Below are 24526 nucleotides of genomic sequence, written 5' to 3' on the forward strand. Positions count from 1 at the left end.
GTACGCCGACGGCGTCACTGCCTCCTCAGGCTTCCCCGAACGCCTCGAGAATGGCCTGCGCCGCCAGCGTCGCCGTCAACTCGCCCTGCCTGACCTGCTGTTCGAGGCCGGGCGTGAGAGCGCGCACACCGGGATCGGCCTTGAGCCGGCCGAGGAGTTCGTCGCGGACCATGCTCCAGGTCCAGTCGACCTGCTGGTCCCGGCGCTTGGCGGCGAGCCGCCCGGTCGAGTCCAGCAGCGTGCGGTGCTGCTCCAGCCGCTCCCACACGGTGTCCAGACCCGTCGACTCCCGCGCGCTGCAACTGAGTACCGGCGGCGTCCAGAACGCGTCCTTGCCGTGCATCAGCCGCAACGCGCCCGCCAACTCCCGTGCCGCCGCCTGCGCGTCCCGCTGGTGCGGTCCGTCCGCCTTGTTGACGGCGATCACGTCGGCGAGCTCCAGGACGCCCTTCTTGATGCCCTGGAGCTGGTCGCCGGTGCGGGCGAGGGAGAGGAGCAGGAAGGAGTCGACCATGTTGGCCACGGCGGTCTCGGACTGGCCGACGCCGACCGTCTCGACCAGGATCACGTCGTAGCCGGCCGCCTCCATCACGACCATCGACTCGCGGGTCGCCTTGGCGACGCCGCCGAGCGTGCCCGCGCTGGGGGAAGGGCGCACGAACGCCGCCGGGTCCACGGCGAGTCGTTCCATCCGGGTCTTGTCGCCCAGGATCGAGCCGCCCGTCCGGGTCGACGACGGGTCGACGGCGAGGACCGCGACCCGGTGCCCCAGCGAAGTGAGCAGGGTGCCGAACGCGTCGATGAACGTCGACTTGCCCACCCCGGGCACCCCGCTGACGCCGATCCGGCGGGCCCGGCCGCTGTGCGGGAGCAGCTCGGTGAGCAACTCCTGGGCCAGCGCCCGGTGCCGGGGCCGGGTGGACTCGACGAGCGTGATGGCGCGGGCGACGAGCGCACGCTTGCCGTTGAGCACACCCTTCACATACGCGTCGACATCGATCACAGGTCGTGCCCGAGGTCGTCCGACAGTCGCTTGACCAGGTCGTACGCCGCGTCCGGGATCACCGTCCCCGGCGGGAAGACGGCCGCCGCGCCCATCTCAAGCAGCGTCGGCACGTCCTGCGGCGGGATCACCCCGCCGACCACGATCATGATGTCCTCGCGCCCCTCCTCGGCCAGCTGCTCCTTGAGCGCCGGTACGAGGGTGAGGTGGCCGGCGGCCAGCGAGGAGACGCCGACGATGTGCACGTCCGCCTCGACGGCCTGCCGGGCGACCTCGGCCGGCGTCTGGAACAGCGGGCCGACGTCGACGTCGAAGCCGAGGTCGGCGAAGGCGGTGGCGATGACCTTCTGGCCGCGGTCGTGGCCGTCCTGGCCCATCTTGGCGACCAGGATGCGCGGTCGGCGGCCCTCCTCCTCGGCGAAGTCGGAGACCAGGGCGCGGGTGCGGTCCACGGACGGGGACTCGCCGGCTTCGTTGCGGTACACGCCGGAGATCGTACGGATCTGGCTCGCGTGCCGCCCGTACACCTTCTCCAGGGCGTCGGAGATCTCCCCGACGGTGGCCTTGGCGCGGGCCGCGTTCACGGCCAGCTCCAGCAGGTTGCCCTCGCCGCCGGCCGCCCGGGTCAGCGCGTCCAGCGAGTCCTGGCAGGCCCGCTCGTCCCGCTCCTCGCGCAGTCGCCGCAGCTTCTCGATCTGCTGGGCGCGCACCGAGGAGTTGTCGACCTTGAGCACGTCGATCTGTTCGTCGCTCTCCACCCGGTACTTGTTGACCCCGATGACCGGCTGGCGCCCGGAGTCGATGCGGGCCTGGGTGCGGGCCGCGGCCTCCTCGATGCGGAGCTTGGGGATGCCCGCGTCGATGGCCTTGGCCATGCCGCCGGCCGCCTCGACCTCCTGGATGTGCTGCCAGGCCCGGCGGGCGAGGTCGTACGTCAGCTTCTCCACGTACGCGCTGCCGCCCCACGGGTCGATGACCCGGGTCGTGCCGGACTCCTGCTGGAGGAGGAGCTGGGTGTTGCGGGCGATGCGCGCCGAGAAGTCGGTGGGCAGCGCGAGCGCCTCGTCGAGGGCGTTGGTGTGCAACGACTGGGTGTGGCCCTGGGTCGCCGCCATCGCCTCGACGCAGGTGCGCGTGACGTTGTTGAAGACGTCCTGCGCGGTCAGCGACCAGCCCGAGGTCTGTGAATGGGTGCGCAGGCTGAGCGACTTGGCGTTCTGCGGGTCGAACTGCTTGACCAGCTTCGCCCACAGCAGGCGTGCCGCGCGGAGCTTGGCGATCTCCATGAAGAAGTTCATGCCGATCGCCCAGAAGAACGAGAGCCGGGGCGCGAACGCGTCCACGTCCAGGCCGGCTTCCCGGCCCGCCCGGATGTACTCCACGCCGTCGGCGAGGGTGTACGCCAGCTCCAGGTCGGCCGTCGCACCGGCCTCCTGGATGTGGTAGCCGGAGATGGAGATGGAGTTGTAGCGCGGCATCCGCTGCGAGGTGTACGCGAAGATGTCGGAGATGATCCGCATCGACGGGGACGGCGGATAGATGTAGGTGTTGCGGACCATGAACTCCTTGAGGATGTCGTTCTGGATGGTCCCGGCCAACTTCTCGGGCGGTACGCCCTGTTCCTCCGCCGCCACGATGTAGAGCGCGAGCACCGGCAGCACGGCGCCGTTCATCGTCATCGACACGGTCATCCTGTCCAGCGGGATGCCGTCGAACAACTGCCGCATGTCATAGATGGAGTCGATGGCCACGCCCGCCATGCCGACGTCACCGGTCACCCGCGGGTGGTCGCTGTCGTAGCCGCGGTGGGTGGGCAGGTCGAAGGCGATCGACAGGCCCTTCTGACCGGCCGCGAGGTTGCGGCGGTAGAAGGCGTTGGACTCCTCGGCGGTGGAGAAGCCCGCGTACTGGCGGATCGTCCAGGGCTGGTTGACGTACATCGTCGGGTAGGGGCCGCGCAGATACGGGGCCGCGCCCGGGCGGGTGTCCAGGAAGTCCAGGCCCTCCAGGTCCCGCCCGGTGTAGAGCGGCTTGACCGGGATGCCCTCGGGGGTCTCCCACAGCAGGTCGTCGCCGCCGGCCGCCTTCTTGAGCGCGGCCTGCCACTCGTCGGTGCCGCCGGCGGGGGCCGGGGTCCCCAGTTCGATCCCGGAGAAGTCGGGCACGGAAGGGCCAACAGGCGCCGTCATCGGGACACTCCCATGCGGTCGAGGGTGGCGGACAGGACGGCGACCGCGTCACAACCCGCGAAGACGTACGAGTCGACACCGGTGTACTGACCGGGGCGGCCCGCGAGGAACACATGCGAGGCACCGGCGGCCGTCAGCTCGGCCGCCACGCTCTCGGCCCGCTCCTCGTACAGCGCGTCGCTGGAGCACAGACAGGCCTCGCTCGCCCCGCTGTCCTCGAAGGTGCCCTCGGTGACGGGCTCGATACCGCCCGCCTGGAAGAGGTTGGCCGCGAAGGTGAGCCGCGCGGTGTGGGCGGCGGCCGGGCCCAGCGCGGCCAGGTAGATCCGGGGGCGGGCGCCGGTCGCGGCCAGATGGGCGTCGGAGCGGGCGCGCAGCGCCTCGTACGCCTCGTCGCGCCGGACCCGGGGCAGACCCCCGGTCGGCGGCTCGGGCGCGGGCTCGCGCACCACCGGCTTCTCGCCCAGGTGGGGGAACTCGCTGACCCCGGTGATGGGTTCGCGGCGCTTGGCGAGCTTCGCGCTGCGGGCGGCCCAGGTCGCGGCGAGCCGGTCGCGGAGCAGCCCGGAGCCGAGAGCGGCCGCCTGACCGCCGGAGCGCTCGATCTCCTGGAAGAACTCCCAGCCCGCGTGGGCGAGTTCGTCGGTGAGCCGCTCCACGTACCAGGAGCCGCCCGCCGGGTCGATGACCCGGACCAGGTGCGACTCCTCGATGAGGATCGTGGAGGTGTTGCGGGCGATGCGCCGCGCGAACGCGTCCGGCAGCCCGAGCGCGTCGTCGAAGGGCAGCACGGTGACCGACTCGGCCCCGCCCGCGCCGGCGGCCAGCGTGGCGATGGTCGCGCGCAGCATGTTCACCCACGGGTCGCGGCGCGTCATCATCACCGGCGAGGTCACCGCGTGCTGGAGCTGTGCCCCCGCGCCCGGCGCCCCGCAGACCTCGGCGACCCGGGCCCACAGCCGGCGCGCGGCGCGCAGCTTGGCGATCGTCAGGAACTGGTCGGCGGTCGCCGCGTACCGGAACTCCAGCTGCCCACAGGCCTGTTCGACGCTCAGCCCGGCCTCGGTCAGCAGCCGCAGATACGCCACACCGGTCGCCAGCGAGCTGCCGAGCTCCTCGGCGGCCGAGCCCCCGGCCTCGTGGTACGGCAGCGCGTCCACGGTCAGAGCCCGCAGCCCCGGGTACTCCTCGGCGCAGCGGCGGGCGAGAGCGGCCACCGGTGCGAAGTCGTAGGTTCCCCCGGTACGGGCCTGGTGACCGAGCGGGTCGGCGCCCAGGTTGCCGCGCGCCGCGTCCCTGGCGACGCCCCGCTCCTCGTAGAGGCGCAGCAACTCCCGTGCGGCGGGCTCGACTTCGGCTCCGGGGTCGAGGACGACCGGCGCCAGGTCGAGGTAGACGCCGTCGAGGACGCCGCTCAGCGACGACACCGGGATGCCGCCCTCGCCGACGCCCAGCCACAGCGAGCCGACGCCGTTCTCCAGGTCGGCCAGGACCGCGGCGTTGTCGGCCGCCGTATGGCGCTGCCGTACGTCCCAGCCGCCGACCGTGTTCCCCTCGGCGCGGCCCGCGCGCACGAAGGGGGCGAAGCCGGGCAGGCCGGACTCGGGCGCGGCGTCGAGCGCGGTGTAGAGAGGCCGGGTGCGCAACCCGTCCTCCAGCGCGGTGGACAGGGCTTCCTCGGCCGCGGGGCCCTCGACGTCCTTGCCCGACTTGCGCAGGACACCCGCCACGAGGCGCTGCCACTGCTCGTGGGGAACGTCAGGGAACTCACCGGCCAGCTCAAGCCCGTCGTCAGGCAGGACCGTCATGCGTCGGATGCTAGGGCAGCGGGCTCCCGCCTCAGCAGAGGAACGCCTGTGACGTTTCCCTCGCGCTGGATGTGACGCCGCCCACCCACCCTTCGGGGGTGCGGAGAACCCCGTTGTTGCAATTAATATGCAACAACGTTTTGACAGCAACAAGGGTGGGGCAAGGGTGGGGTTCATGAAGTTCGGACGGATACGTGGTGCCGCCGTGGCGGCGGCGGTGGCCACCGGAGCGGCCGCGTGCTCGGCGCCCGGCGACGGCTCCGGCGGAGGCGGCGGGTCCGCCGACTCCGTCGTGATCGGGGTGGCCTCCGAGCCGGACACCCTCAGCCCGCTCCTCGGCTACGGCAAGGACGGCAACTCCAAGATCTTCGACGGGCTGCTCGCCCGCGACGCCGACCTCGAGCTCACCCCGGCGCTGGCCGAGGCGCTGCCCGAGGTCGGCGACGACGGCCGCCGCTACACGTACACCCTGCGCGAGGGCGTGGAATTCAGCGACGGCGAGCCGCTGACCGCCGCCGACGTCGTCTTCACCTACGAGACGATCCTGGACGCGAAGACCAACAACACCGCCCGCAGCGAACTCGACGCCGTCAAGGAGGTCAGGGCCGAGGGCGACGACAAGGTCGTCTTCACCCTGAAGTACCCCTACGCGCCGTTCGCCGCCCGGACCGTCCTGCCGATCGTCCCCGAGCACATCGCCGGGAAGCAGGACCCCAACACCGGCGCCTTCAACACCGAGCCGATCGGCACCGGCCCCTACGTCCTGTCCGACTGGCGCAAGGGCGAGAAGCTCACCTTCAAGGCCAACCCCCGCTACTGGGGCGGCGCGCCGAAGGTGAAGACGGTGACCATGGCGATCATCGAGGACGACGACGTCCGCGCCACCCGGCTGCGCACCGGCGACCTCGACGGCGCCGTCCTGCCGCCCAACCTCGCCGCCGCCTTCAAGGACGACAAGGACAGCACGACGTACGAGGCGAAGTCCTACGACTTCCGCACCGTCACCCTGCCCACCGCCGGAAAGGTCACCGGCGACCGCGCGATCCGCCGGGCCCTCGACGCCGCCGTCGACCGCGAGGCCATGGTCGACAAGATCCTCGACGGCGCCGGCCGGGCCGCCTACGGGCCGCTGCCCGTCGACGACCCCTGGTTCGCCAAGGGCATCGAACGCTCCCAGGACCTCGCCGAGGCCCAGCGGATCCTCGACACGGCCGGCTGGAAGGCGGGCGGCGACGGCGTCCGCGCCAAGGACGGCCGCAAGGCCTCCTTCACCCTCCTCTACCCCTCCGGCGACAAGGTCCGCCAGGACCACGCCCTCGCCTACGCCTCCGACGCCAAGAAGGCCGGCATCGAGGTGAAGGTGGAGAGCGCCACCTGGGAGGTCATCGAGCCGCGGATGAAGGACGACGCGGTCCTCGCGGGCGGCGGCTCCACCGGCGACCCCGACTTCGGCCTCTACACGCTGCTGCACTCCTCCCTCGCCGGCAACGGCTTCAACAACATGGGCCGCTACGACAACCCGGCCCTCGACAAGGCCCTCGACACCGGCCGCCGCGGGCAGGACACGGCCACCCGCGAGAAGGCCTACGACACACTCCAGCGCGAACTGGTCAAGAACCCCGGCTCCACCTTCCTCACCCACATCGACCACCTCTACGTCCTCGCCGACCGCTGGAGCGGCCCCACCACCCAGCTCGAACCGCACGAGCACGGCTTCGCCAGCGGCCCCTGGTGGAACCTCCAGGACTGGCAGCCCAAGAAGTGACACCGCTGCCCTGGGGAGCGATGGCCCGACTGGCCGGGCGGCGGACCCTGTTCGCCGCCCCGGTCCTCCTGGTCGTCACCTTCGGCGTCTTCGCCCTCGCCGCCGCCTCCCCCTTCGACCCCGTCAAGGCGTACGCCGGAACCGCCGCCCTCGGCGCCGACCGGGCGACCCTGGACCGGCTGCGCGCCAACCTCGGCGTGGACCAGCCCTTCGCCGAACGCTGGTGGCACTGGCTCACCTCCGCGCTCGGCGGCGACCTCGGCCACTCCAGCGTCATGCGGCAGCCGGTGACCGAGGTGATCGGCGAACGCCTCGGCTGGTCCGCGCTGCTGTGCGCGGTCGCCTTCGTCCTGGCCGTGACCCTGGGCACCCTGCTCGGGGTGCTCGCCGCCCACCGCCCCGGCTCCTGGCTCGACCGCACGGTCACCTCGCTCGCCTACACCCTGTCGGCCGCGCCGGTCTTCTGGATCGCCCTGCTCGCCATCTGGTTCTTCGCGCTGCGCCTGGACGTCCTCCCGGCGGGCGGCCTGACCGACACCGCCAGCGAACACATCACCGCCGGCCAGGTCGCGACCCACCTCGTCCTGCCCGCCGGGGTCCTCGCCGTCTCCCAACTCCCGTGGTTCACCCTGTACGTCCGTCAGGGCGTCGCCGACGCGCTCGCCGAGGACCCGGTACGCGGCGCCCGCGCCCGGGGCCTCGCCGAACGCACCGTCCTGCTCGGGCACGCCCTGCGCTCCGGACTGCTGCCGGTGCTGACCCTGGTCGGCTCCCGCGTCCCCGAACTCATCACCGGCGCCCTGCTGGTGGAGAGCGTCTTCAGCTGGCCCGGCATCGCGGCGGCCACGGTCGAGGCGGCCACCGCCGTCGACTTCCCGCTGCTCGCCGCCCTGACCACGCTGGCCACCGCGGCCGTCCTCGCGGGCAACCTGCTCGCCGACCTGCTGTACGGACTCTTCGACCCGAGGGTGAAGCTCAGTGACATGTGACTCCCATGGCTGAGGCCACAGTTGAGAGGTCGTGGCGGTCCTACGGCACCCGTCGCCGCTCCACCCGGACCGTCCGGGTGCGCACCTCCGCGGCGCTGGTCGCCGTGACCGCCCTGGCCGTGCTGCTCGTCCCGCCGCTGGTCCAACTCGACCAGCAGGCCGTAGACCTGGCGGCGAAGCTCCAACCACCCTCCTGGGCCCACCCGTTCGGCACCGACGACGTCGGGCGCGACCTGCTGCTGCGCTGTGTCTACGGGCTGCGGGTGTCCCTGACCGTCGGCGTGGTGGCGGCACTGACGGCGACCGTGATCGGAACGGCCGTCGGCGCCACGGCCGGGGCGCTCGGCGGCTGGGTCGACCGGGCCGTCATGCGGCTGGTCGACACCTTCTCCTCCGTCCCGCACCTGCTGCTCGGCATCTTCATCGTCGCCATGTTCCGGCCGGGCATCTGGCCGGTGGTCGTCTCCGTCGGGCTCACCCACTGGCTGTCGACCGCCCGCATCGTCCGCGCCGAGGTGCTGTCCCTGCGCTCGCGCCCGTACATCGACGCGGCGATCTCCGGCGGCGCCTCGCGGTGGCGGGTGGCGGTACGGCATCTGCTGCCCGCCGTGCTGCCGCAGGCCGCGCTGGCCGCCGTACTGATGGTGCCGCACGCCATGTGGCACGAGTCGGCCCTGTCCTTCCTCGGGCTCGGGCTGCCCGCCCACATGGCGAGCCTCGGCAACCTCGTCCAGACCGCCCGCGGCTCGCTGCTCGCCGGGCAGTGGTGGCCGACCCTCTTCCCCGGCCTGTTCCTGATCGTCCCGACCCTTGCCATCGCCGGTCTCGCGGGGGCCTGGCGGGAGCGGATCAACCCCCGCAGACGATCGGAGCTGATGCTGTGACCCCGCTCCTGGTACGTGGCCTGTCGGTGCGCTTCCGGATGCCCGGCGGCCGCCGTGTCGCCGCGGTCACCGACGCCCACTTCGACGTCGCCGCCGGCGAGTGCCTGGCCCTGATCGGCGAGAGCGGCTGCGGCAAGTCCGTCCTCGCCTCCGCCCTCCTCGGCCTGCTCCCCGCCAACGCCCAGACCGCGGGCGAGGCCCGCCTCGGCGACCTCGACCTGCTCGCCGCCGACGAGCGCACCCTGGCCCGCACGGTACGGGGCCGCCGTATCGGCCTGGTCCCGCAGAGCCCGGCGGCGCACCTGACCCCGGTCCGTACGATCCGCTCCCAACTGGAGGAGACCGTCACGGAGTTGACCGGCGTCCGGGGGCGTGCCGCGGTACGCGAGGCGGCCGAGGCGGCGGCGGAACGCGTGGCGTTCCCCGTGGACCACCTCGACCGCCACCCGCACGAACTCTCCGGCGGCCTCGCCCAACGCGCCGCCACCGCCCTCGCCCTGGTCGGCGACGCGCCTCTGCTGCTCGCCGACGAACCGACCACCGGACTCGACCGCGACCTCGTGGACCGCACGGTCGACGAACTCCGCCGCCATGTGGACAGCGGCGGCCGGGCGCTGCTGATGATCACCCACGATCTGGCCGCCGCCGCCCGGATCGCGGACCGCGTCGCCGTGATGTACGCGGGCCGCATCGTCGAACTCGCCGACGCGGACGCCTTCTTCGGCGACCCCGGCCCCCGCCACCCGTACAGCCGAGGCCTGCTCCAGGCCCTCCCGGACCGGGCCTTCACCCCGATCCCGGGTCTGCCCCCGGAACTCGGCGACCTCCCGGACGGCTGTGCCTTCGCCGCCCGCTGCGACCGCGCCACGGACACCTGCGCCGCACTCCCGGCGCTCACCGACGCGGTCGCCTGCCACCACCCGCACGTGCCGGAGGACATCCGTGCTTGAACTGCGCGCCATCACCGCCGGATACGACCGCCGCGCCCCCGCGGTCCGTGACGTCTCCCTGACCGTCGCCCCCGGCGAGTCCGTGGGCCTCCTCGGCCCGTCGGGCTGCGGCAAGTCCACCCTCGCCCGTGTGGCGGCCCTGCTGCACCGCCCCGACTCCGGCACCGTCCTCCTCGACGGCGAGCCCGTACGCCACTGGCGTCACCGAGCCCCCCGCGCCCTGCGCACGGCCTTCGGCGTGGTCTTCCAGCAGCCCAGGCTCTCCGCGGACCCCCGGCTCCGCCTGACCGACCTGATCGCCGAACCCCTGCGCGCCACGGGCCGCGGAGACGAAGTCCCCTCCCGAGTAACCGAGTTGGCGACCTCCGTAGGCCTCACCCCCGACCTCCTGGCCCGCCGCCCCCACGAGGTCAGCGACGGCCAACTCCAACGCGCCTGTCTCGCCCGCGCCCTGGTCCTTCGCCCCCGCCTCCTGGTCTGCGACGAGATGACCGCGATGCTCGACGCCTCCACCACCGCCGCCCTTGTCACGGCCGTGGAGACCTACCGCACCGAAACCGGCGCCGCCCTCCTCGCCGTCGGCCACGACCGCACCCTCCTGCACCGCTGGTGCGACCGCGTGACCGAGTGGGAGTCCCTGACCGGGGTCCCTACAACCAGTCCCGCCGCTTGAAGATCACATACAGACTCACACAGACGACCCCCATCAGCCCGATCGCGAAGGGGTACCCGAAGCTCCAGCCCAGCTCGGGCATGTGCTCGAAGTTCATGCCGTAGATCGTCCCGACCAACGTGGGAGCAAACAGAATCGCCGCCCACGCCGAGATCTTCTTGATCTCCTCGTTCTGCTCGAACCCCGCCTCCGCCAGTGCCCGCATCTCCGCGTTCTGTTGCTGGGTGACCAGGGTCGCGTTCACCGTGAGGATCTCGGTGAGGGCCTGGCGGAAGCCGTCGACGCGTTCGCTGGTGTGGGTGACGTGGTCGGCGACGTCGCGGAGGTAGCGCTGGAGCTCGTCGTCCGTGCCGTATTTCGAGAAGCCGGCCATCAGGGCGTGCAGCATGCCGACCAGGGGGCGGGTGGCGCGCTGGAACTCGACCATTTCCCGGGAGAGTTCGTAGATACGGCGGGAGACCTCGGGGTCGCCCCGGAAGACCTCCGTCTCGATCTCGTCGATGTCGTTCTGGACGCCGGACACGACCGGCACATAGCCGTCCACGACCGCGTCGAGGATGGCGTACAGCACCGCCTCCGGGCCCAGCTTCAGCAGCTCGGGTGTCTGCTCCATGCGGCTGCGGACCGCCGACAGGTCGGGGGCCGCGCCATGGCGGACCGTGATGACGAAGTCGGGGCCGACGAAGACATGCAGCTCGCCGAAGTCGACCTCCTCGGGCGCGTCCAGGTAGCGGGCGGCGCGCAGGACGACGAAGAGGGTGTCGCCGTAGCGCTCCAGCTTCGGGCGCTGGTGGGCCTCCATCGCGTCCTCGACGGAGAGCGGGTGGAGGTCGAACTCGGCCGCCAGGGAGAGGAGTTCGGCTTCCGTCGGGCGGGCCAGGCCGATCCACGCCATGCCGGAGGGCTGCTCGCGCAGCTCGCGAAAGGTGTCGGCGAGGGTCGCGGGGGAGGAGACCCGGACGCCGTCGCGGTACAGCGCCGCCTGGACGATGCTCGCCTGTTCCGGCTCGGCCTGCGTCTTTTCGGGGCGCCGCGTCGGCTGCTTCTCCGAGGCCGGAGGCGTGGGGGTCAGGGCGCGGCGCCAGGTGGACCTCCCCCGGCTCTTCGAGGTCGGACGGGCGCGTCGCTCGGACATCGCGGCTGCCTCCCGGGTCGAGCCACCGGCTGCGTGATCACGGGCAGGATATACGGGGCATACGGCGTCGAGGTGTCCGCGCGGTCGAGGAAATGGGCCGGGACGCGCTGAGAGTTGCGGACAGAAGGTGTCCGCAAGCGTCAGTAGCGTGGTTCCCATGACGAAGACGACGGTCCCCGTGCTCGACACCCGCGCCCTCAACCGCGCGACCCTCGACCGGCAGTTCCTGCTGCGCCGCGCGGAGCTCTCCGCGAAGGCGGCCGTCGAGCGGTTGCTCGGCCTCCAGGCCCAGAACGTCCGGCCCCCGTATTACGCGCTCGCCGCCCGCCTCGACGGCTTCGCACCCGGGGACCTCTCGACGCTGATGGCGGACCGCGAGGTCGTCCGCATCGTCACCCTGCGCTCCACCATCCACACCCACACCGCCGACGACGCCCTCACCCTGCGCCCACTGGTGCAGGCGGCCCGCGAGCGCGAACTCACCCAGTTCCGCAAGGGACTTCAGGGCGTCGACCTCGACCGCCTCGCCGCCCTCGCCCGGGACCTCGTCGAGGCCGAGCCGCGCACCATGAAGCAGCTGCGCGAGGAACTCCTCACCGAGTGGCCGGACGCCGACCCGCAGTCCCTCGCGATCGCCGCCCGCTGCCGTCTCCCGCTCGTCCAGGTCACCCCGCGCGGACTGTGGGGACAGAGCGGCCAGGTCGCCCTCACCACCGTCGAGCACTGGCTGGGCCGCCCCGCCGAACCGGTCCCGGCACCGGACGCGACCGTCCTGCGCTACCTCGCCGCCTTCGGCCCCGCCTCGGTCAGGGACATGCAGACCTGGGCCGGACTCACCCGCCTGAAGGAGGCCTTCGAACGCCTCCGCCCCGAGCTGCTCACCTTCCGCGACGAGAACGGCGTCGAACTCTTCGACCTCCCGGACGCCCCGCGCCCCGCCGCCGACACTCCGGCCCCGCCCCGCTTCCTCCCCGAGTTCGACAACCTGCTGCTCTCCCACGCCGACCGCACCCGGGTGATTCCGCCCGAGTACTGGGGCCGCAGCTGGGCGGGGAACATGGCCTACAGCACGCTCCTCGTCGACGGCTTCCTCGCCGGCGTCTGGAAGCTCACGGACGAGGCCCTCGTCATCGAGCCCTTCGGCACACTGACCAGGGCCCAGCGGGGCGAGATCACCGAGGAGGGCGCGCGGATGCTGGGCGTGCTGCACCCCGGGTCCTCGTACGACATCCGGTTCGGGACCGTCGTAGGGGCGTAGGAGCCCCCTAGCGCCCGGGACATGGATAGAGGGCGTTGCGGGCCGCTCGTGGAGGCCCGCAACGCCCCCTGGTTTTTCACCTGAGGGGTGCTCAGGAGAACTTCTGGGACCTATGAGTTGACCTGCGTGGTCACCAGGCTGGAGAAGGTGGTCAGCCGGGTGTAGACACCCGGGTAACCGGCCTGAGCGCAGCCCTCGCCCCAAGAAGTGATCCCTGCCAGGACGCCCCCGATGAGCAGGGGACCGCCGCTGTCGCCCTGGCAGGTGTCTGTGCCGCCGGAGGTGTATCCGGCGCAAACCATGTCGGACGAGACGAAGTCCGAGCCGTAGCTGCTCGCGCAGCTGGAGTTGGAGACGATCGGCACCGTCGCGGTGCGCAGCTGGTTGGACGAGCTGCCGTTCGACGACGTGGTGCCCCAGCCGAGGATGCGGGCCGTGGTGCCGGCCGCGTACACGCTGGTCTGGGAGGAGGAGACGTACGACGCCGGGGTGTACGACATCGCCGTCGACAGGGTCAGGACGGCCACGTCGTCACCGTTGGTGGCGTCCGTGTACGACGGGTGGATCCAGATCTTGCTGACCCGGCTGACCGTGCCGTTCGTACCGTTGAGGTAGGTGCGGCCGCCGACGACTCTCACACTGCTGGTGGTCTCGCCGACCATACAGTGGGCCGCCGTCACGACCTTGGTGGCGGAGACCAGGGTGCCGCCGCAGAACTGGTTCTGCGAGGCGTCCGTGATCTGCATCATGAAGGGGTACGACGTCGTCGTGGTGGTCGTACCGCCGACGATGGGCTGGGGAGCGGCGACGGCGGTGGGGGCGCCGATCAGTGCCGTCGCCGCCGCGGCGGCGGTCGCCGCGACGAGGGCGGCGGTCTTCTTGGCGCGGTTGAGCCCGAACATGAGTCTCCTCAGTGGGGGTTGCCGGTGGGGAATCGCGCGGGTGTGGGGGGTGGTACACGGGGGTCGCGGGACCGACCCCCGTATGCCCGGGCGAGCGGCACGTTCATAACCTAGAACCCGGAAGTTCCCCCTCCCAATGAGGGAACCCCCTAGGGGAGTTGGACAGGGATAACCCTCGGTGGGACGACGGCAAACCCCACGGCCGTCAGTAAAACCCGAGGCCCCTCACTTCGTACGGCGCCCCGCCGCCAATCGGACGATGTCCACCCGCGAGCGGATCCCCAGCTTGCGGTAGACCCGGGTCAGGGTCGCCTCGACCGTCTTGACGCTGATGAACAGCCGGGCGGCTATCTCCCGGTTGGTGGCGCCCTCCATGACGAGGGCCGCGACCTGACGCTCCATCGAGGCCAGCCCCTCCAGCCCCTCCAGCGCGTCCGCCGTGGGCGCGGGGGCGGGCCGCTCCGGCGTGCCGGCCGGCTCGGCGGTCGCCGCGTCCACCTGGCTCAGCCAGGGCAGCGCCCGGCAGCGGCGGAACAGCCGGGCCGCCTCGTCGTACGACGTCGAGCCCGGCCGCCGGGGCCGCAGCCGGGCCAGCGCGAAGGCGGTGCGGGCCTCCTCCAGGCCGTGGCCGAGCTTGGCGAGCCGGTCCTGGACCGAGGTCAACTGGGCGAGCGCGGCCTCGTGTTCGCCGCGCGCGGCCCGCAGCAGCGCCTCCGCCCGGTCCAGCACGGCGAGCACGCTCTCGCGGCCGAGCCGCAGCGCCTGGGTGCGGGTCACCTGGATGACGTCCTGCGCCTCGCGCAGCTCGCCGATCCGGACCAGCGCCTCGGCGAGGTCGCCCTGCCAGCGGCCGCGCGCCGGGTCGGTGATGCCGAGCCCGTGCTCCAGCTCCCGGACCCGGCGCAGCGAGCGCACCGTCGCCTCCGCGTCCCCGGCGACCAACTGGGCGTAGCCGAGGGCGGCCAGGGCGCGCGAGACGTACATCTGGTCGCCGTCGCGCTCGGCGTGCTCGACCGCCTCGTGGGCCAGCTCCAGGGCCCGCCCGACATCGCCGCCCGACGCCTCGCCGAGGGAGGTGAGCACACAGGAGGCCACCTCGCCGATGCCGGTGTCCCGGGCCAGCAGGAGGCTCTCCCGGGCGAGGTCGAGGGCGCGTCCGCAGTGCCCGGAGCGCAGTTCGGTCTCGGCGACCCCGCGCAGGAAGTGCACCTCGCTCTCGACCGCCCCGGTGCGCCGCACCTCGCGCAGCAGCGCGGTGACCGTGGCGCGGGCCTCGGCCAGCTGGTCGCTCATGATCAGCCAGCGGAACCGGGAGTAGCCGGCGCCGTTGTGATGGCACGCCACCCGCGGGTCCTGGGGTTCCTTCAGGGCGCGCTTGATGGTCGCGGGGGCGTCCGGATGGCCCATCAGGGTCTCGATCTGGGCCTGGAAGGCGAGCGCCATCAGCTCGTTGTAGCGGTCGCCCGCCCGCTCGGCCAGCGCCGCCGAGTGCGCGGCCTCCTCGCGCGCCTGGTCGAAGTCGCCGTCCACGAGCAGGGCCCGCCAGGTGAGCTGGTAGTGGATCAGGGCGAGCAGCCCGGGGTCGTCGCCGGCGTCGGCGAGGGCCTGCGGGAAGACCGAGTCGACCTCCGTCATGGCGTGGCCCGCCGTGTCGATCACGATGATCCAGGCCCGCACCCGGTCCGCGGGGACGGTGGCCCGGGTCAGTACGTCGTGGGCGATGTCCCGGGCCAGGTCCAGCTCGCCCGCGGTGATCGCGTCCTCGGCGGCCTGCAACCGGCGCGCGTCCGGCTCCGGGGTGCCGTCGGCCGGGGTGTGCCGGGCGGCGAGCAGTCCGAGGGAGGCGGCGACCGAGGGCGCGCCGCGGTCCCGGGCGAGGGCGGCGGCCTCGGCGAGGCTGTTCGCGGTGTCCTGGTCGGTGCCGGTGGTGGCCAGGGCGAGATGCCGGGCCCGTTCGATCGGGTCGGAGGCCGCCTTCGACAGCGCGGCGTGCGCGGCCCGCCGCTCGTGCGCGGGCGCCTCCGCGTACAGCGCGGCCGAGATCAGCGGATGCGCGAACCGTACGGCGGGGCCCTCGGGGTCGGTGGCCAGCAGACCGAGCGCGGCGGCCTGGGCGGTCTCCGCCTCGGCGTTCTCCCGGCCGGCCGCGTGCAGCAGCGCCGGGGTCGGGCGGGCACCGGCGCTCACCACGAGCAGGGTGCGGCGAGCCTCCTCCGACAGCATCTCCAGACGGTTCAGTACGAGGGTGCGCAGCGAGGTCGGCACCGGCAGCGGCTCGCCCGGGCGGGGCGGGGTGGGGCTCTCGCCGAGGGCGCGGCCGAGTTCCAGGGCGAAGAGCGGGTTGCCGCCGCTGGTGCGGTGGATGTCCCGGACCGTGGAGCGGGGCAGGCCGGTGTAGCCGCGGTGGCCGAGCAGTTCGGAGACCTGGGCGCGGGTCAGCGGGTTGACCCGCAGGGCCAGGGTGTCGGGCGGGGACGCGCGTAGATGACGGTCGTACTCCTGGCCCTCGGTCCGTACCGCGCACAGCATCCGTACCGGGGTGTCGCCGAGCCGGCGGGCGGCGAAGCCGAGCAGTTCGGAGCTGGCGGAGTCCAGCCACTGCACGTCGTCGGCGACGATCAGCACCGGGCCCTCGGCGGCGAGCGCGCGCAGCGCCGACAGCACCGCGAGCCGCAGGGCGAGGCCGTCGCGCTGGAGGGTGGACTCGCCGCGGCCGGTGAGCGCCGACTCCAGGGCCGTGAGCTGGGCCGCGGGCAGCTTGCCGGACACCTCGTCGAGGGCCAGGCCGAGCAGGTCGGCGAGGGCCAGGAAGGGGAGATGGGATTCGGACTCGGTGGCCGAGCAGCGCAACACGGTGCGGGCCGCGCCGCCGTTTTCGGCGGCCAATGCCCGCAGGACGGTCGACTTTCCTATTCCGGCGGGGCCGTGCAGGAGCACGCTCCCACCCCGGGCGAGCTGCTCCCGGGCCTGGCCGAACACCCCCTCCCGGCCGATGACCAGGTCGGGGCGGCATCTGGCAGGCTCCTGGAAGTCCCGTCGCACGGTCACCGCTCCCCTCGTGTGTCGTGTCCGGGCCAAATTCTAGGCAACGTCTCTTTGAAATTCGGACGGACGGCGTGGTGAGGGAAATAACAACGTGACAGCATAGGGAAATTCAAGGCGCGGGTGAATGAATAAAGGGTCGACGCAAGCTACGGCAGCAGCCCCGCCCGGCGCGCCGCGAACACGGCCTCACCACGGGTGTGCGCCCGCAGCTTCCGCATGGCCGAGCGCAGATAGCCCTTGACCGTCTCCGGCCGCAGCCCCAGCCGTTCGGCGGCCACCGCGTTCGTCGCCCCGGCGGCCACACAGGCCAGGACGTCCAGCTCACGGGGTGCGAGACCGACCTCCTCGGCCGGTGCCCGCGGGGTGAGCAGTCCGCAGGCGTCCAGCAGTTCGGCCCGCAGCGCCGGGTCGGTGATCCGCGGTGCCAGGGCCCGCAGGGCCGCGTGGGCCTCGCGCACCTGCTCGCGGCCCACGGGGTCGCCCGTGGCGCCATCGGCCGCCCGGGACGCCTCCACCAGCTCCCGCGCCTCGTCCCGCACCACCAGCGCCTGCTCCACGTCCCGGGCCGCGGCCATGGCCGCGCTCAGGGTGCGGTCGCCCAGCGGCTGGACGGTGCGCAGGGCGCCGTAGAGGACACCGCGCACCCGGCGCCGTACGACCACGGGCACCGCCACGATCGACCGCAGGCCCTCGGCCGCGACCGGCACGTCGTACTCGTGGCTGATCTGCCGGGAGGCGGAGTAGTCGGTCACCGCGCACGGACGGACGAGGGCGACGGCCTTGCCGCCCAGGCCGTTGCCGGAGGTGATCGCGAGCGCGCGGAGCGCGGCGGTCGCGGTGCCGCTCAGTTCGCTGATGCGCATCTGGGGCCGCCCGGCCTCCACCAGCCCGCCGAACGCGACCGGCAGCCCGGTCGTCCGCCTGAGCCGTACGAGTGCGGTGCGGATGTCCGCCGTGTCTGCCGCCACCTGTTCCGCCCTTTCATGCGGCGCACACCCCCGTTCGGGGGTAGTGAGACCTGCGTCACGGATTACACGATGACAGAGAGCCGCCCGGCAATGGTCCGGCAAGAGGAGAACACATGACGACCGAGCTGTTCCGCGGGGCGCGGGACTTCCTGTTGGAGCACCGCGAGGACTACGCCGCGGCGTACGAGGGCTTCGTCTGGCCCCGCCCCGAGCGCTTCAACTGGGCGCTCGACTGGTTCGACCACATTGCCGACGGGAACGGCGCGACCGCGCTGCACATCGTCGAGGAGGACGGCCGGGAGACCAAGCTGTCCTTCGGGGAGATGTCGGTCCGCTCCGACCAGGCCGCGGGCTGGCTGCGGGACCGGGGCGTGGCCGCCGAGGACCGCATCCTGGTGATGCTGGGCAACCAGGCCGAACTGTGGATCACGGCGCTGGCCGCGATGAAACTGCGCGCCGTCGTCATCCCGGCCACCCCGCTGCTCGGCCCCGCCGACCTGCGCGACCGTGTCGAGCGCGGGCGCGTCAAGCATGTGATCGCGCGCTCCGAGGACGCGGCGAAGTTCGCGGAGGTGCCCGGCACCTACACCCGTATCGCGGCGGGGGACCCCGTCGAGGGCTGGTCGTCGCTGGACGACCTCTACCAGGCCGACGCCCGCTTCCGGCCCGACGGCCCCACCCGCGCCGACGACCCGCTGATGCTCTACTTCACGTCCGGCACCACCGCCCGGCCCAAGCTCGTCGAGCACACCCACACCTCGTACCCGATCGGGCACCTGGCCACCATGTACTGGATCGGCCTCAAGCCCGGCGACGTGCACCTCAACATCTCCTCGCCCGGCTGGGCCAAGCACGCCTGGTCCAACCTCTTCGCCCCGTGGAACGCCGAGGCGACCGTCTTCCTGTACAACTACACGCGCTTCGACGCGACCCGGCTGATGGCGGAGATGGACCGGGCGGGCGTCACGACCTTCTGCGCCCCGCCGACCGTGTGGCGCATGCTCATCCAGGCCGACCTGAGCCGGTTGCGGACTCCGCCGCGCGAGGCCGTGGCGGCGGGCGAGCCGCTGAACCCCGAGGTCATCGAGCAGGTGCGGCAGGCCTGGGGGGTGACCGTCCGGGACGGCTTCGGCCAGACCGAGACCGCCGTCCAGGTCTCCAACAGCCCCGGCCAGACCCTGAAGACGGGCTCCATGGGCCGCCCCAGCCCCGGCTACCGGGTGGAACTCCTCGACCCGGTCTCCGGAGCGCCCGGCGCCGTCGAGGGCGAGATCGCCCTCGACCTCTCGGCGCGCCCGGTCGGCCTGATGACCGGCTACCACGGCGACGCCGACCGTACGACGGAGGCGATGGCCGGCGGCTACTACCGCACCGGGGACGTCGCCTCGCGCGACGAGGACGGGTACCTGACCTACATCGGCCGCAGCGACGACGTCTTCAAGGCCTCCGACTACAAGATCAGCCCCTTCGAGCTGGAGAGCGCGCTGCTGGAGCACGAAGCGGTGGCCGAGGCGGCCGTCGTGCCCGCGCCGGACGAGCTGCGCCTCGCGGTGCCCAAGGCGTACGTGGTGCTGGCGGAGGGCTGGGAGCCGGGCCCCGACACCGCGAAGGTGCTCTTCGAGCACTCCCGCCAGGTGCTCGCCCCCTACAAGCGGGTGCGCCGCCTGGAGTTCGCCCCGCTGCCCAAGACGGTCTCCGGCAAGATCCGCCGGATCGAGCTGCGCGAGGCCACGGCGGCGGGCTCCGACGCCGAGTACCGCGAGGAGGACTTCCGGTGAGCTCCTACAGCCATGGCACGAGCGGGACCGCACTGCTCGGCGACACGATCGGCGCGAACCTGGACCGGGCCGTCGCGTCCTGGCCGGACCGTGAGGCGCTGGTCGACGTGCCGTCGGGGCGGCGCTGGACCTACGCCCAATTCGCCGCCGACGTGGACGAGTTGGCCTACGCGCTGATCGCGAGCGGGGTCACCAAGGGCGACCGGGTGGGCATCTGGGCGGTCAACTGCCCCGAGTGGGTGCTGGTCCAGTACGCCACCGCCCGGATCGGCGCGATCATGGTGAACATCAACCCGGCCTACCGCACCCACGAGGTCGAGTACGTCCTGAACCAGGCGGGGATCTCCCTGCTGTTCGCGTCCCTGAGCCACAAGAGCAGCGACTACCGGGCGATGGTCGAGGAAGTGCGGGGCAGGTGCCCGCAGTTGAGGGAGACCGTCTTCATCGGCGACCCGAGCTGGGAGTCGCTGACCGGGCGGGGGGTGCCGGTCGAGTTCCCCGAGCTGTCCTGCGACGACCCGATCAACATCCAGTACACCTCGGGCACCACGGGCTTCCCCAAGGGGGCGACCCTCTCCCACCACAACATCCTCAACAACGGTTACTTCGTGGGGGAGATGATCTCCTACAGCGAGCAGGACCGGATCTGCATCCCCGTGCCCTTCTACCACTGCTTCGGCATGGTGATGGGCAACCTCGCGGCCACCTCGCACGGCGCCTGCATGGTGATCCCGGCCCCGTCCTTCGACCCGAAAGCCACCCTGGAGGCGGTCCAGCGGGAGCGCTGCACCTCGCTGTACGGCGTCCCCACCATGTTCATCGCGGAGTTGAACCTCCCCGACTTCCCGACGTACGACCTCTCCTCCCTCCGCACCGGGATCATGGCGGGCTCGCCCTGTCCGGTGGAGGTGATGAAGCGGGTCGTCGGCGAGATGAACATGGCCGAGGTGTCGATCTGTTACGGCATGACCGAGACCTCGCCCGTCTCCACGCAGACCCGGCGCGACGACGACCTGGAGCACCGCACCGGCACCGTCGGCCGCGTCCTGCCGCACATCGAGGTGAAGGTCGTCGACCCGGCCGGCGTGACCCAACCCCGGGGTGTGGCGGGGGAGTTGTGCACCCGCGGCTACAGCGTGATGCTCGGCTACTGGAACGAGCCCGCCAAGACCGCCGAGGCCGTCGACGCCGGACGCTGGATGCACACCGGGGACCTCGCGGTGATGCGGGAGGACGGGTACGTCGAGATCGTCGGCCGCATCAAAGACATGATCATCCGGGGTGGCGAGAACATCTACCCGCGCGAGATCGAGGAGTTCCTCTACGCCCACCCGAAGATCGCGGACGTCCAGGTGGTCGGAGTTCCGCACGAGCGGTACGGCGAGGAGGTGCTGGCCTGTGTCATCCCGCGGGACCCGGCCGACCCGCCGACGCTGGAGGAGGTACGGGCGTTCTGCGACGGGCGGCTGGCGCACTACAAGGTGCCGAGCAGGTTGCAAGTGCTGGAGAGCTTCCCGATGACGGTCTCCGGGAAGGTGCGGAAGATCGAGCTGAGGGAGACGTACGCGGCGGACTAGTCGCGGCGCATACAGACCCGGGGCCACCGGTCGAGGCCGAGCTCCGCCTCATGGGCGCGGATCTTGCGCAGGCCCGGGGTGAGTTCGGCCTCGGTGAGGACACGGAAGCCGAGGCGCTCGTAGTACGGGGCGTTCCAGGGGACCTCGGCGAAGGTGGTCAGGGTGAGTCCGCCCAGCCCTTCCTCGCGGGCGCGCTCGGCGGCGTACGCGAGGAGGGTCCGGCCGATGCGCCGGTGCGCGAAGTCGGGGTGGACGGAGATCTGCTCCACATGCAGGGCGCCGTCCACGGGCTCGGCGATCAGATAGGCGACCGGGACTTCGTCCTCGACGGCGCCCCAGGCCCGGCCGGCCCGCCGGTACCGCTCCAGGTCGGCCAGGGAGGGCGGATCGTCCTCGGCGATCACCGCCATGCCGAGTGCGCGGAAAGGGGTTCCGGCCGCCCGCTCGATGTCCTGGAGAACGGGGAGCTCGTCGGCCGCGACGGGGCGGATACGCATGCGGCGAGTATGGCGGAGGGTGCGCGACACGGGCGCCCGAATTTCCCGCGGCAGCCTCGGCACCTGCCGACGGGACGACCCCCTCCGTCCCGACCGCCCCACACGACCGAGACGCTCCACCTCTCCGCTTCCGCGCCCCCGCCCGTCGGGGCCCGCCCGGCGCATCCGTCCACTGCCACACCCGCCCGCCTCGGCCCGGCCTGCCGGAGCTCCTTGATCCGCCAGAGCGCAGAGCGAGCGCTCCCTGCGTCGCCGCCCCGCCCCTCGCCGCACCGCCGAAGGCCCGCCCTCCCGGCGGTTCTGCCTTGCCCGGCCCGCCTCGCTGCCTGCCCGTACGGCTTGGTCCTGCGGCGTTCTCGCGGGCCCGCCGGTCCGCGTCGCCGGTCCGCCGCCCGACCGCCGGAGGCCTACGCCCCGGTCGAGTCCAGTTCGTCCGCCAGGCTGTTCACCGGCTGGGGGGTGCCTGTGAGGTCCAGGACGAACAAGGGGACGCCGAGGGAGTCGGCGACTGCTCGGGCTTCGGTGGCGTAGCCGGCGAGGGAGAAGTAGACGCAGGTGGAGGACTCCGTCATGGCGGTCAGCCACAGGCATTCCACGTCGCGCAGGGAGGCGGGGCGGACGGTCGGGTCGACCTGGGCCAGCAGGCCGCGGGCGGCGATGCCGATGCCGTTCGGGGGGCGTTGGTCCGCGCGGCGGATGTCGCGGTAGCCGAGCCAGCGGAGGTAGAGCGCGGCCGCCGTCACCGCGTCGCGTGCCGTGCGGATCGTCACCGGCTGGAAGGCGCGCCGCGGCACCGGCTCGACGCGCTCCGCCGCTGCGCCCTTCGCGACCGGCACGCGCAGTACCGTCCCGCACGGGCAGCCCAGCTCCGGATGCGGCCACTCGCCCGCGCGCCCGCAGGACGCGCACCGCACGGTGACCCAGTCGTCCTCCCAGGAGCGGTGCGAGACCGCCGTCGCCCGTGCCCGTGGGTCCAGCGTCGGGATCACCGGCGCCCCACAGGCACACGGATACTCCGGCGCCGTATAGAGATGCTCGCGTCGGCAGACCGGGCAGCGCACCGCCACGCTCTCGGACATGGACCCCATCGTCCTCCAGGAAGCCCCCGCTTGTCCGTCTCTTGGCGACTCTTGACGACCTACGCCTCCCCACCTACATTGCTTCCAGATAGTAGAAACTACTTTCCGCATTACGGAAGTACTCGCGACGGGGCGCGACGGGAGTACAGGTCCGACAGCCGAAGCAGGAGTACTCAATGGCTCGTATGACCGCTGCCCGCGCGGCAGTCGAGATCCTCAAGCGCGAGGGCGTCAGCAACGCGTTCGGTGTCCCCGGCGCGGCGATCAACCCCTTCTACGCCGCGCTCAAGGCCTCCGGCGGCATCAACCACACCCTCGCCCGCCACGTCGAGGGCGCCTCGCACATGGCCGAGGGCTACACGCGTACGCACCCGGGCAACATCGGTGTCTGCATCGGCACGTCGGGCCCGGCCGGCACCGACATGATCACCGGCCTGTACTCCGCGATCGGCGACTCCATCCCGATCCTGTGCATCACGGGCCAGGCCCCGACCGCCCTGCTCCACAAAGAGGACTTCCAGGCCGTCGACATCGCCTCGATCGCGGGGCCGGTCACGAAGATGGCCGTCACCGTCCTCGAGGCCGCGCAGGTGCCCGGCGTCTTCCAGCAGGCCTTCCACCTCATGCGCTCCGGACGTCCCGGCCCCGTCCTCATCGACCTGCCGATCGACGTCCAGCTCACCGAGATCGAGTTCGACCCGGAGACCTACGAGCCGCTCCCCGTCTACAAGCCGGCCGCGACCCGGGCCCAGATCGAGAAGGCCCTGACCTTCCTCCTGGAGTCCGAGCGTCCGCTGATCGTCGCGGGTGGCGGCATCATCAACGCCGACGCCTCCGACCTGCTGGTGGAGTTCGCCGAACTCACCGACACCCCGGTCGTGCCCACCCTGATGGGCTGGGGCACCATCCCGGACGACCACGAGCTGAACGCCGGCATGGTCGGCCAGCAGACCGGCCACCGCTACGGCAACGCCACGTTCCTGGAGTCGGACTTCGTCCTCGGCATCGGCAACCGCTGGGCCAACCGGCACACCGGCTACAAGCTGGACGTGTACCGCGAGGGCCGCAAGTTCGTCCATGTCGACATCGAGCCGACCCAGATCGGCAAGATCTTCGCCCCGGACTACGGCATCGCCTCCGACGCCAAGGCCGCCCTGGAGCTGTTCGTCGAGGTCGCCCGCGAGCTCAAGGCGGCCGGCAAGCTCCCCGACCGCTCCGCCTGGGTCGCCTCGCACCTGGAGCGCAAGGGCTCGATGCACCGCCGTACGCACTTCGACAACGTGCCCATGAAGCCGCAGCGCGTCTACGAGGAGATGAACAAGGCGTTCGGGCCCGACACCCGCTACGTCACCACCATCGGCCTCTCCCAGATCGCCGGCGCGCAGATGCTGCACGTCTACAAGCCGCGCCACTGGATCAACTGCGGCCAGGCCGGCCCGCTCGGCTGGACCATCCCCGCGGCCCTCGGTGTGGCCACCGCGGACCCGGAGGCCCAGGTCGTCGCGCTCTCCGGCGACTACGACTTCCAGTTCATGATCGAGGAGCTGGCGGTCGGCGCGCAGCACCGCATCCCCTACGTCCACGTCCTGGTCAACAACGCCTACCTGGGCCTGATCCGGCAGGCGCAGATCGGTCTGGACATCAACTTCCAGGTCAACCTGGAGTTCGAGAACCAGAACTCGCCCGAGCTGGGCGTGTACGGCGTCGACCACGTCAAGGTCGCCGAGGGGCTGGGCTGCAAGGCCATCCGCGTCACCGAGCCCGACCAGCTCCTGCCGGCCTTCGAGGAGGCCAAGAAGCTGGCCGCGCGGTACCGGGTGCCGGTCGTCGTCGAGGCGATCCTGGAGCGGGTCACCAACATCGCGATGAGCCCGACCGCCGACATCAGCGCGGTGAAGGAGTTCGAGGAGATCGCGACCGAGCCGGGCCACGCGCCCACCGCGATCATCCCGATCAAGGCCTGACCGGCCCGACAGCTCCACCGCTCCGCCCGGGGGCGGGCCCCCCCCGGGGGGGGGGCCCCCCC

At 72.1% G+C, this 24526-nt stretch carries 18 protein-coding genes; 9 read left to right on the forward strand and 9 right to left on the reverse strand.

Annotated features, from left to right (window positions below; translation table 11 throughout):
* Positions 1 to 25: 25 nt before the first annotated feature.
* From meaB to ABKA17_RS12745, 3 genes are read right to left on the reverse strand one after another with little or no spacing between them, the layout of a single operon-like run.
* A complete protein-coding gene (meaB, locus tag ABKA17_RS12735; protein WP_353692093.1) occupies positions 26 to 1003 on the reverse strand; it encodes a methylmalonyl Co-A mutase-associated GTPase MeaB in 978 nt (325 codons plus the stop codon).
* Positions 1000 to 3192 carry a methylmalonyl-CoA mutase gene (gene scpA / locus ABKA17_RS12740; protein ID WP_353692094.1) on the reverse strand — a complete coding sequence of 731 codons (2193 nt, stop codon included), beginning with the start codon at positions 3190 to 3192 and terminating at the stop codon, positions 1000 to 1002. Before scpA ends, meaB begins: the two co-directional genes overlap by 4 nt.
* On the reverse strand, positions 3189 to 5000 hold the full coding sequence (locus ABKA17_RS12745) for a methylmalonyl-CoA mutase family protein (RefSeq protein ID WP_353692095.1): 1812 nt from the start codon (positions 4998 to 5000) through the stop codon (positions 3189 to 3191). Before ABKA17_RS12745 ends, scpA begins: the two co-directional genes overlap by 4 nt.
* Before the next feature lie 175 nt (positions 5001 to 5175).
* On the opposite strand from ABKA17_RS12745, the gene ABKA17_RS12750 reads away from it, so the two are divergent.
* Genes ABKA17_RS12750 through ABKA17_RS12770 form a run of 5 tightly spaced genes read left to right on the forward strand, consistent with a single transcriptional unit; the run spans position 5176 to position 10261 of the window.
* Positions 5176 to 6765 (forward strand): ABC transporter substrate-binding protein, encoded by a 1590-nt coding sequence (locus ABKA17_RS12750; RefSeq protein ID WP_353692096.1) that lies wholly within the window; start codon positions 5176 to 5178, stop codon positions 6763 to 6765.
* Between the two features lie 20 nt (positions 6766 to 6785).
* Complete coding sequence (locus tag ABKA17_RS12755) at positions 6786 to 7754, forward strand: ABC transporter permease (protein WP_353692097.1); 969 nt, start codon at positions 6786 to 6788, stop codon at positions 7752 to 7754.
* Positions 7755 to 7759: 5 nt separating this feature from the next.
* Positions 7760 to 8638 carry an ABC transporter permease gene (locus ABKA17_RS12760; protein WP_353692098.1) on the forward strand — a complete coding sequence of 293 codons (879 nt, stop codon included), beginning with the start codon at positions 7760 to 7762 and terminating at the stop codon, positions 8636 to 8638.
* A 38-nt stretch (positions 8639 to 8676) separates the two neighbouring features.
* Positions 8677 to 9588: an ABC transporter ATP-binding protein gene (locus ABKA17_RS12765; RefSeq protein ID WP_353692332.1), complete on the forward strand. Its 912-nt coding sequence runs from the start codon at positions 8677 to 8679 to the stop codon at positions 9586 to 9588.
* The gene (locus ABKA17_RS12770; protein WP_353692099.1) at positions 9581 to 10261 is read left to right on the forward strand and encodes an ABC transporter ATP-binding protein; all 681 of its coding nucleotides are present in this window, start codon (positions 9581 to 9583) and stop codon (positions 10259 to 10261) included. The genes ABKA17_RS12765 and ABKA17_RS12770 overlap by 8 nt, the downstream gene beginning before the upstream one ends.
* On the opposite strand, the gene ABKA17_RS12775 is transcribed toward ABKA17_RS12770, so the two are convergent.
* Positions 10239 to 11396: a magnesium and cobalt transport protein CorA gene (locus ABKA17_RS12775; protein WP_353692100.1), complete on the reverse strand. Its 1158-nt coding sequence runs from the start codon at positions 11394 to 11396 to the stop codon at positions 10239 to 10241. The two genes, ABKA17_RS12770 and ABKA17_RS12775, sit on opposite strands and share 23 nt — an antisense overlap.
* Before the next feature lie 157 nt (positions 11397 to 11553).
* Here ABKA17_RS12775 and ABKA17_RS12780 point away from each other — a divergent pair, with 157 nt between their 5' ends.
* Positions 11554 to 12654, forward strand: a complete 1101-nt coding sequence (locus tag ABKA17_RS12780) for a winged helix DNA-binding domain-containing protein (RefSeq protein WP_353692101.1) — start codon at positions 11554 to 11556, stop codon at positions 12652 to 12654.
* Between the two features lie 110 nt (positions 12655 to 12764).
* On the opposite strand, the gene ABKA17_RS12785 is transcribed toward ABKA17_RS12780, so the two are convergent.
* The 3 genes from ABKA17_RS12785 to ABKA17_RS12795 form a co-directional block, all read right to left on the reverse strand.
* A complete protein-coding gene (locus ABKA17_RS12785) occupies positions 12765 to 13556 on the reverse strand; it encodes a S1 family peptidase (RefSeq protein ID WP_353692102.1) in 792 nt (263 codons plus the stop codon).
* 225 nt (positions 13557 to 13781) lie between these two features.
* Positions 13782 to 16604 carry an ATP-binding protein gene (locus ABKA17_RS12790; RefSeq protein ID WP_353692103.1) on the reverse strand — a complete coding sequence of 941 codons (2823 nt, stop codon included), beginning with the start codon at positions 16602 to 16604 and terminating at the stop codon, positions 13782 to 13784.
* Positions 16605 to 16747: 143 nt separating this feature from the next.
* Entirely contained in the window at positions 16748 to 17569 is an 822-nt protein-coding gene (locus ABKA17_RS12795) for a helix-turn-helix transcriptional regulator (protein ID WP_353692104.1), read from the reverse strand.
* A gap of 113 nt (positions 17570 to 17682) precedes the next feature.
* Here ABKA17_RS12795 and ABKA17_RS12800 point away from each other — a divergent pair, with 113 nt between their 5' ends.
* Together ABKA17_RS12800 and ABKA17_RS12805 are read left to right on the forward strand one after the other, a co-directional pair.
* Complete coding sequence (locus ABKA17_RS12800) at positions 17683 to 19347, forward strand: AMP-binding protein (RefSeq protein WP_353692105.1); 1665 nt, start codon at positions 17683 to 17685, stop codon at positions 19345 to 19347.
* The gene (locus ABKA17_RS12805) at positions 19344 to 20924 is read left to right on the forward strand and encodes an AMP-binding protein (RefSeq protein ID WP_353692106.1); all 1581 of its coding nucleotides are present in this window, start codon (positions 19344 to 19346) and stop codon (positions 20922 to 20924) included. Before ABKA17_RS12800 ends, ABKA17_RS12805 begins: the two co-directional genes overlap by 4 nt.
* On the opposite strand, the gene ABKA17_RS12810 is transcribed toward ABKA17_RS12805, so the two are convergent.
* Together ABKA17_RS12810 and ABKA17_RS12815 are read right to left on the reverse strand one after the other, a co-directional pair.
* Complete coding sequence (locus ABKA17_RS12810) at positions 20921 to 21421, reverse strand: GNAT family N-acetyltransferase (protein WP_353692107.1); 501 nt, start codon at positions 21419 to 21421, stop codon at positions 20921 to 20923. The two genes, ABKA17_RS12805 and ABKA17_RS12810, sit on opposite strands and share 4 nt — an antisense overlap.
* Before the next feature lie 407 nt (positions 21422 to 21828).
* Positions 21829 to 22509, reverse strand: coding sequence for a hypothetical protein (locus ABKA17_RS12815; RefSeq protein ID WP_353692108.1), 681 nt, complete (start codon positions 22507 to 22509; stop codon positions 21829 to 21831).
* A gap of 167 nt (positions 22510 to 22676) precedes the next feature.
* Between ABKA17_RS12815 and gcl the strand changes: the two genes are divergently transcribed.
* A complete protein-coding gene (gcl, locus tag ABKA17_RS12820; protein WP_353692109.1) occupies positions 22677 to 24464 on the forward strand; it encodes a glyoxylate carboligase in 1788 nt (595 codons plus the stop codon).
* Positions 24465 to 24526: the final 62 nt, after the last annotated feature.

The sequence above is a fragment of the Streptomyces sp. RG80 genome, assembly GCF_040446465.1.
Lineage (GTDB): Bacteria > Actinomycetota > Actinomycetes > Streptomycetales > Streptomycetaceae > Streptomyces.

Coding starts and splice junctions, on each gene's coding strand:
- ABKA17_RS12810 (WP_353692107.1), bottom strand. CDS start 21,421: ATGCGTATCCGCCCCGTCGCGGCCGACGAGCTCCCCGTTCTCCAGGAC.
- ABKA17_RS12800 (WP_353692105.1), top strand. CDS start 17,683: ATGACGACCGAGCTGTTCCGCGGGGCGCGGGACTTCCTGTTGGAGCAC.
- gcl (WP_353692109.1), top strand. CDS start 22,677: ATGGCTCGTATGACCGCTGCCCGCGCGGCAGTCGAGATCCTCAAGCGC.
- scpA (WP_353692094.1), bottom strand. CDS start 3,192: ATGACGGCGCCTGTTGGCCCTTCCGTGCCCGACTTCTCCGGGATCGAA.
- ABKA17_RS12745 (WP_353692095.1), bottom strand. CDS start 5,000: ATGACGGTCCTGCCTGACGACGGGCTTGAGCTGGCCGGTGAGTTCCCT.
- ABKA17_RS12755 (WP_353692097.1), top strand. CDS start 6,786: ATGGCCCGACTGGCCGGGCGGCGGACCCTGTTCGCCGCCCCGGTCCTC.
- ABKA17_RS12775 (WP_353692100.1), bottom strand. CDS start 11,396: ATGTCCGAGCGACGCGCCCGTCCGACCTCGAAGAGCCGGGGGAGGTCC.
- ABKA17_RS12780 (WP_353692101.1), top strand. CDS start 11,554: ATGACGAAGACGACGGTCCCCGTGCTCGACACCCGCGCCCTCAACCGC.
- ABKA17_RS12750 (WP_353692096.1), top strand. CDS start 5,176: ATGAAGTTCGGACGGATACGTGGTGCCGCCGTGGCGGCGGCGGTGGCC.
- ABKA17_RS12760 (WP_353692098.1), top strand. CDS start 7,760: ATGGCTGAGGCCACAGTTGAGAGGTCGTGGCGGTCCTACGGCACCCGT.
- ABKA17_RS12785 (WP_353692102.1), bottom strand. CDS start 13,556: ATGTTCGGGCTCAACCGCGCCAAGAAGACCGCCGCCCTCGTCGCGGCG.
- ABKA17_RS12765 (WP_353692332.1), top strand. CDS start 8,677: ATGCCCGGCGGCCGCCGTGTCGCCGCGGTCACCGACGCCCACTTCGAC.
- ABKA17_RS12815 (WP_353692108.1), bottom strand. CDS start 22,509: ATGGGGTCCATGTCCGAGAGCGTGGCGGTGCGCTGCCCGGTCTGCCGA.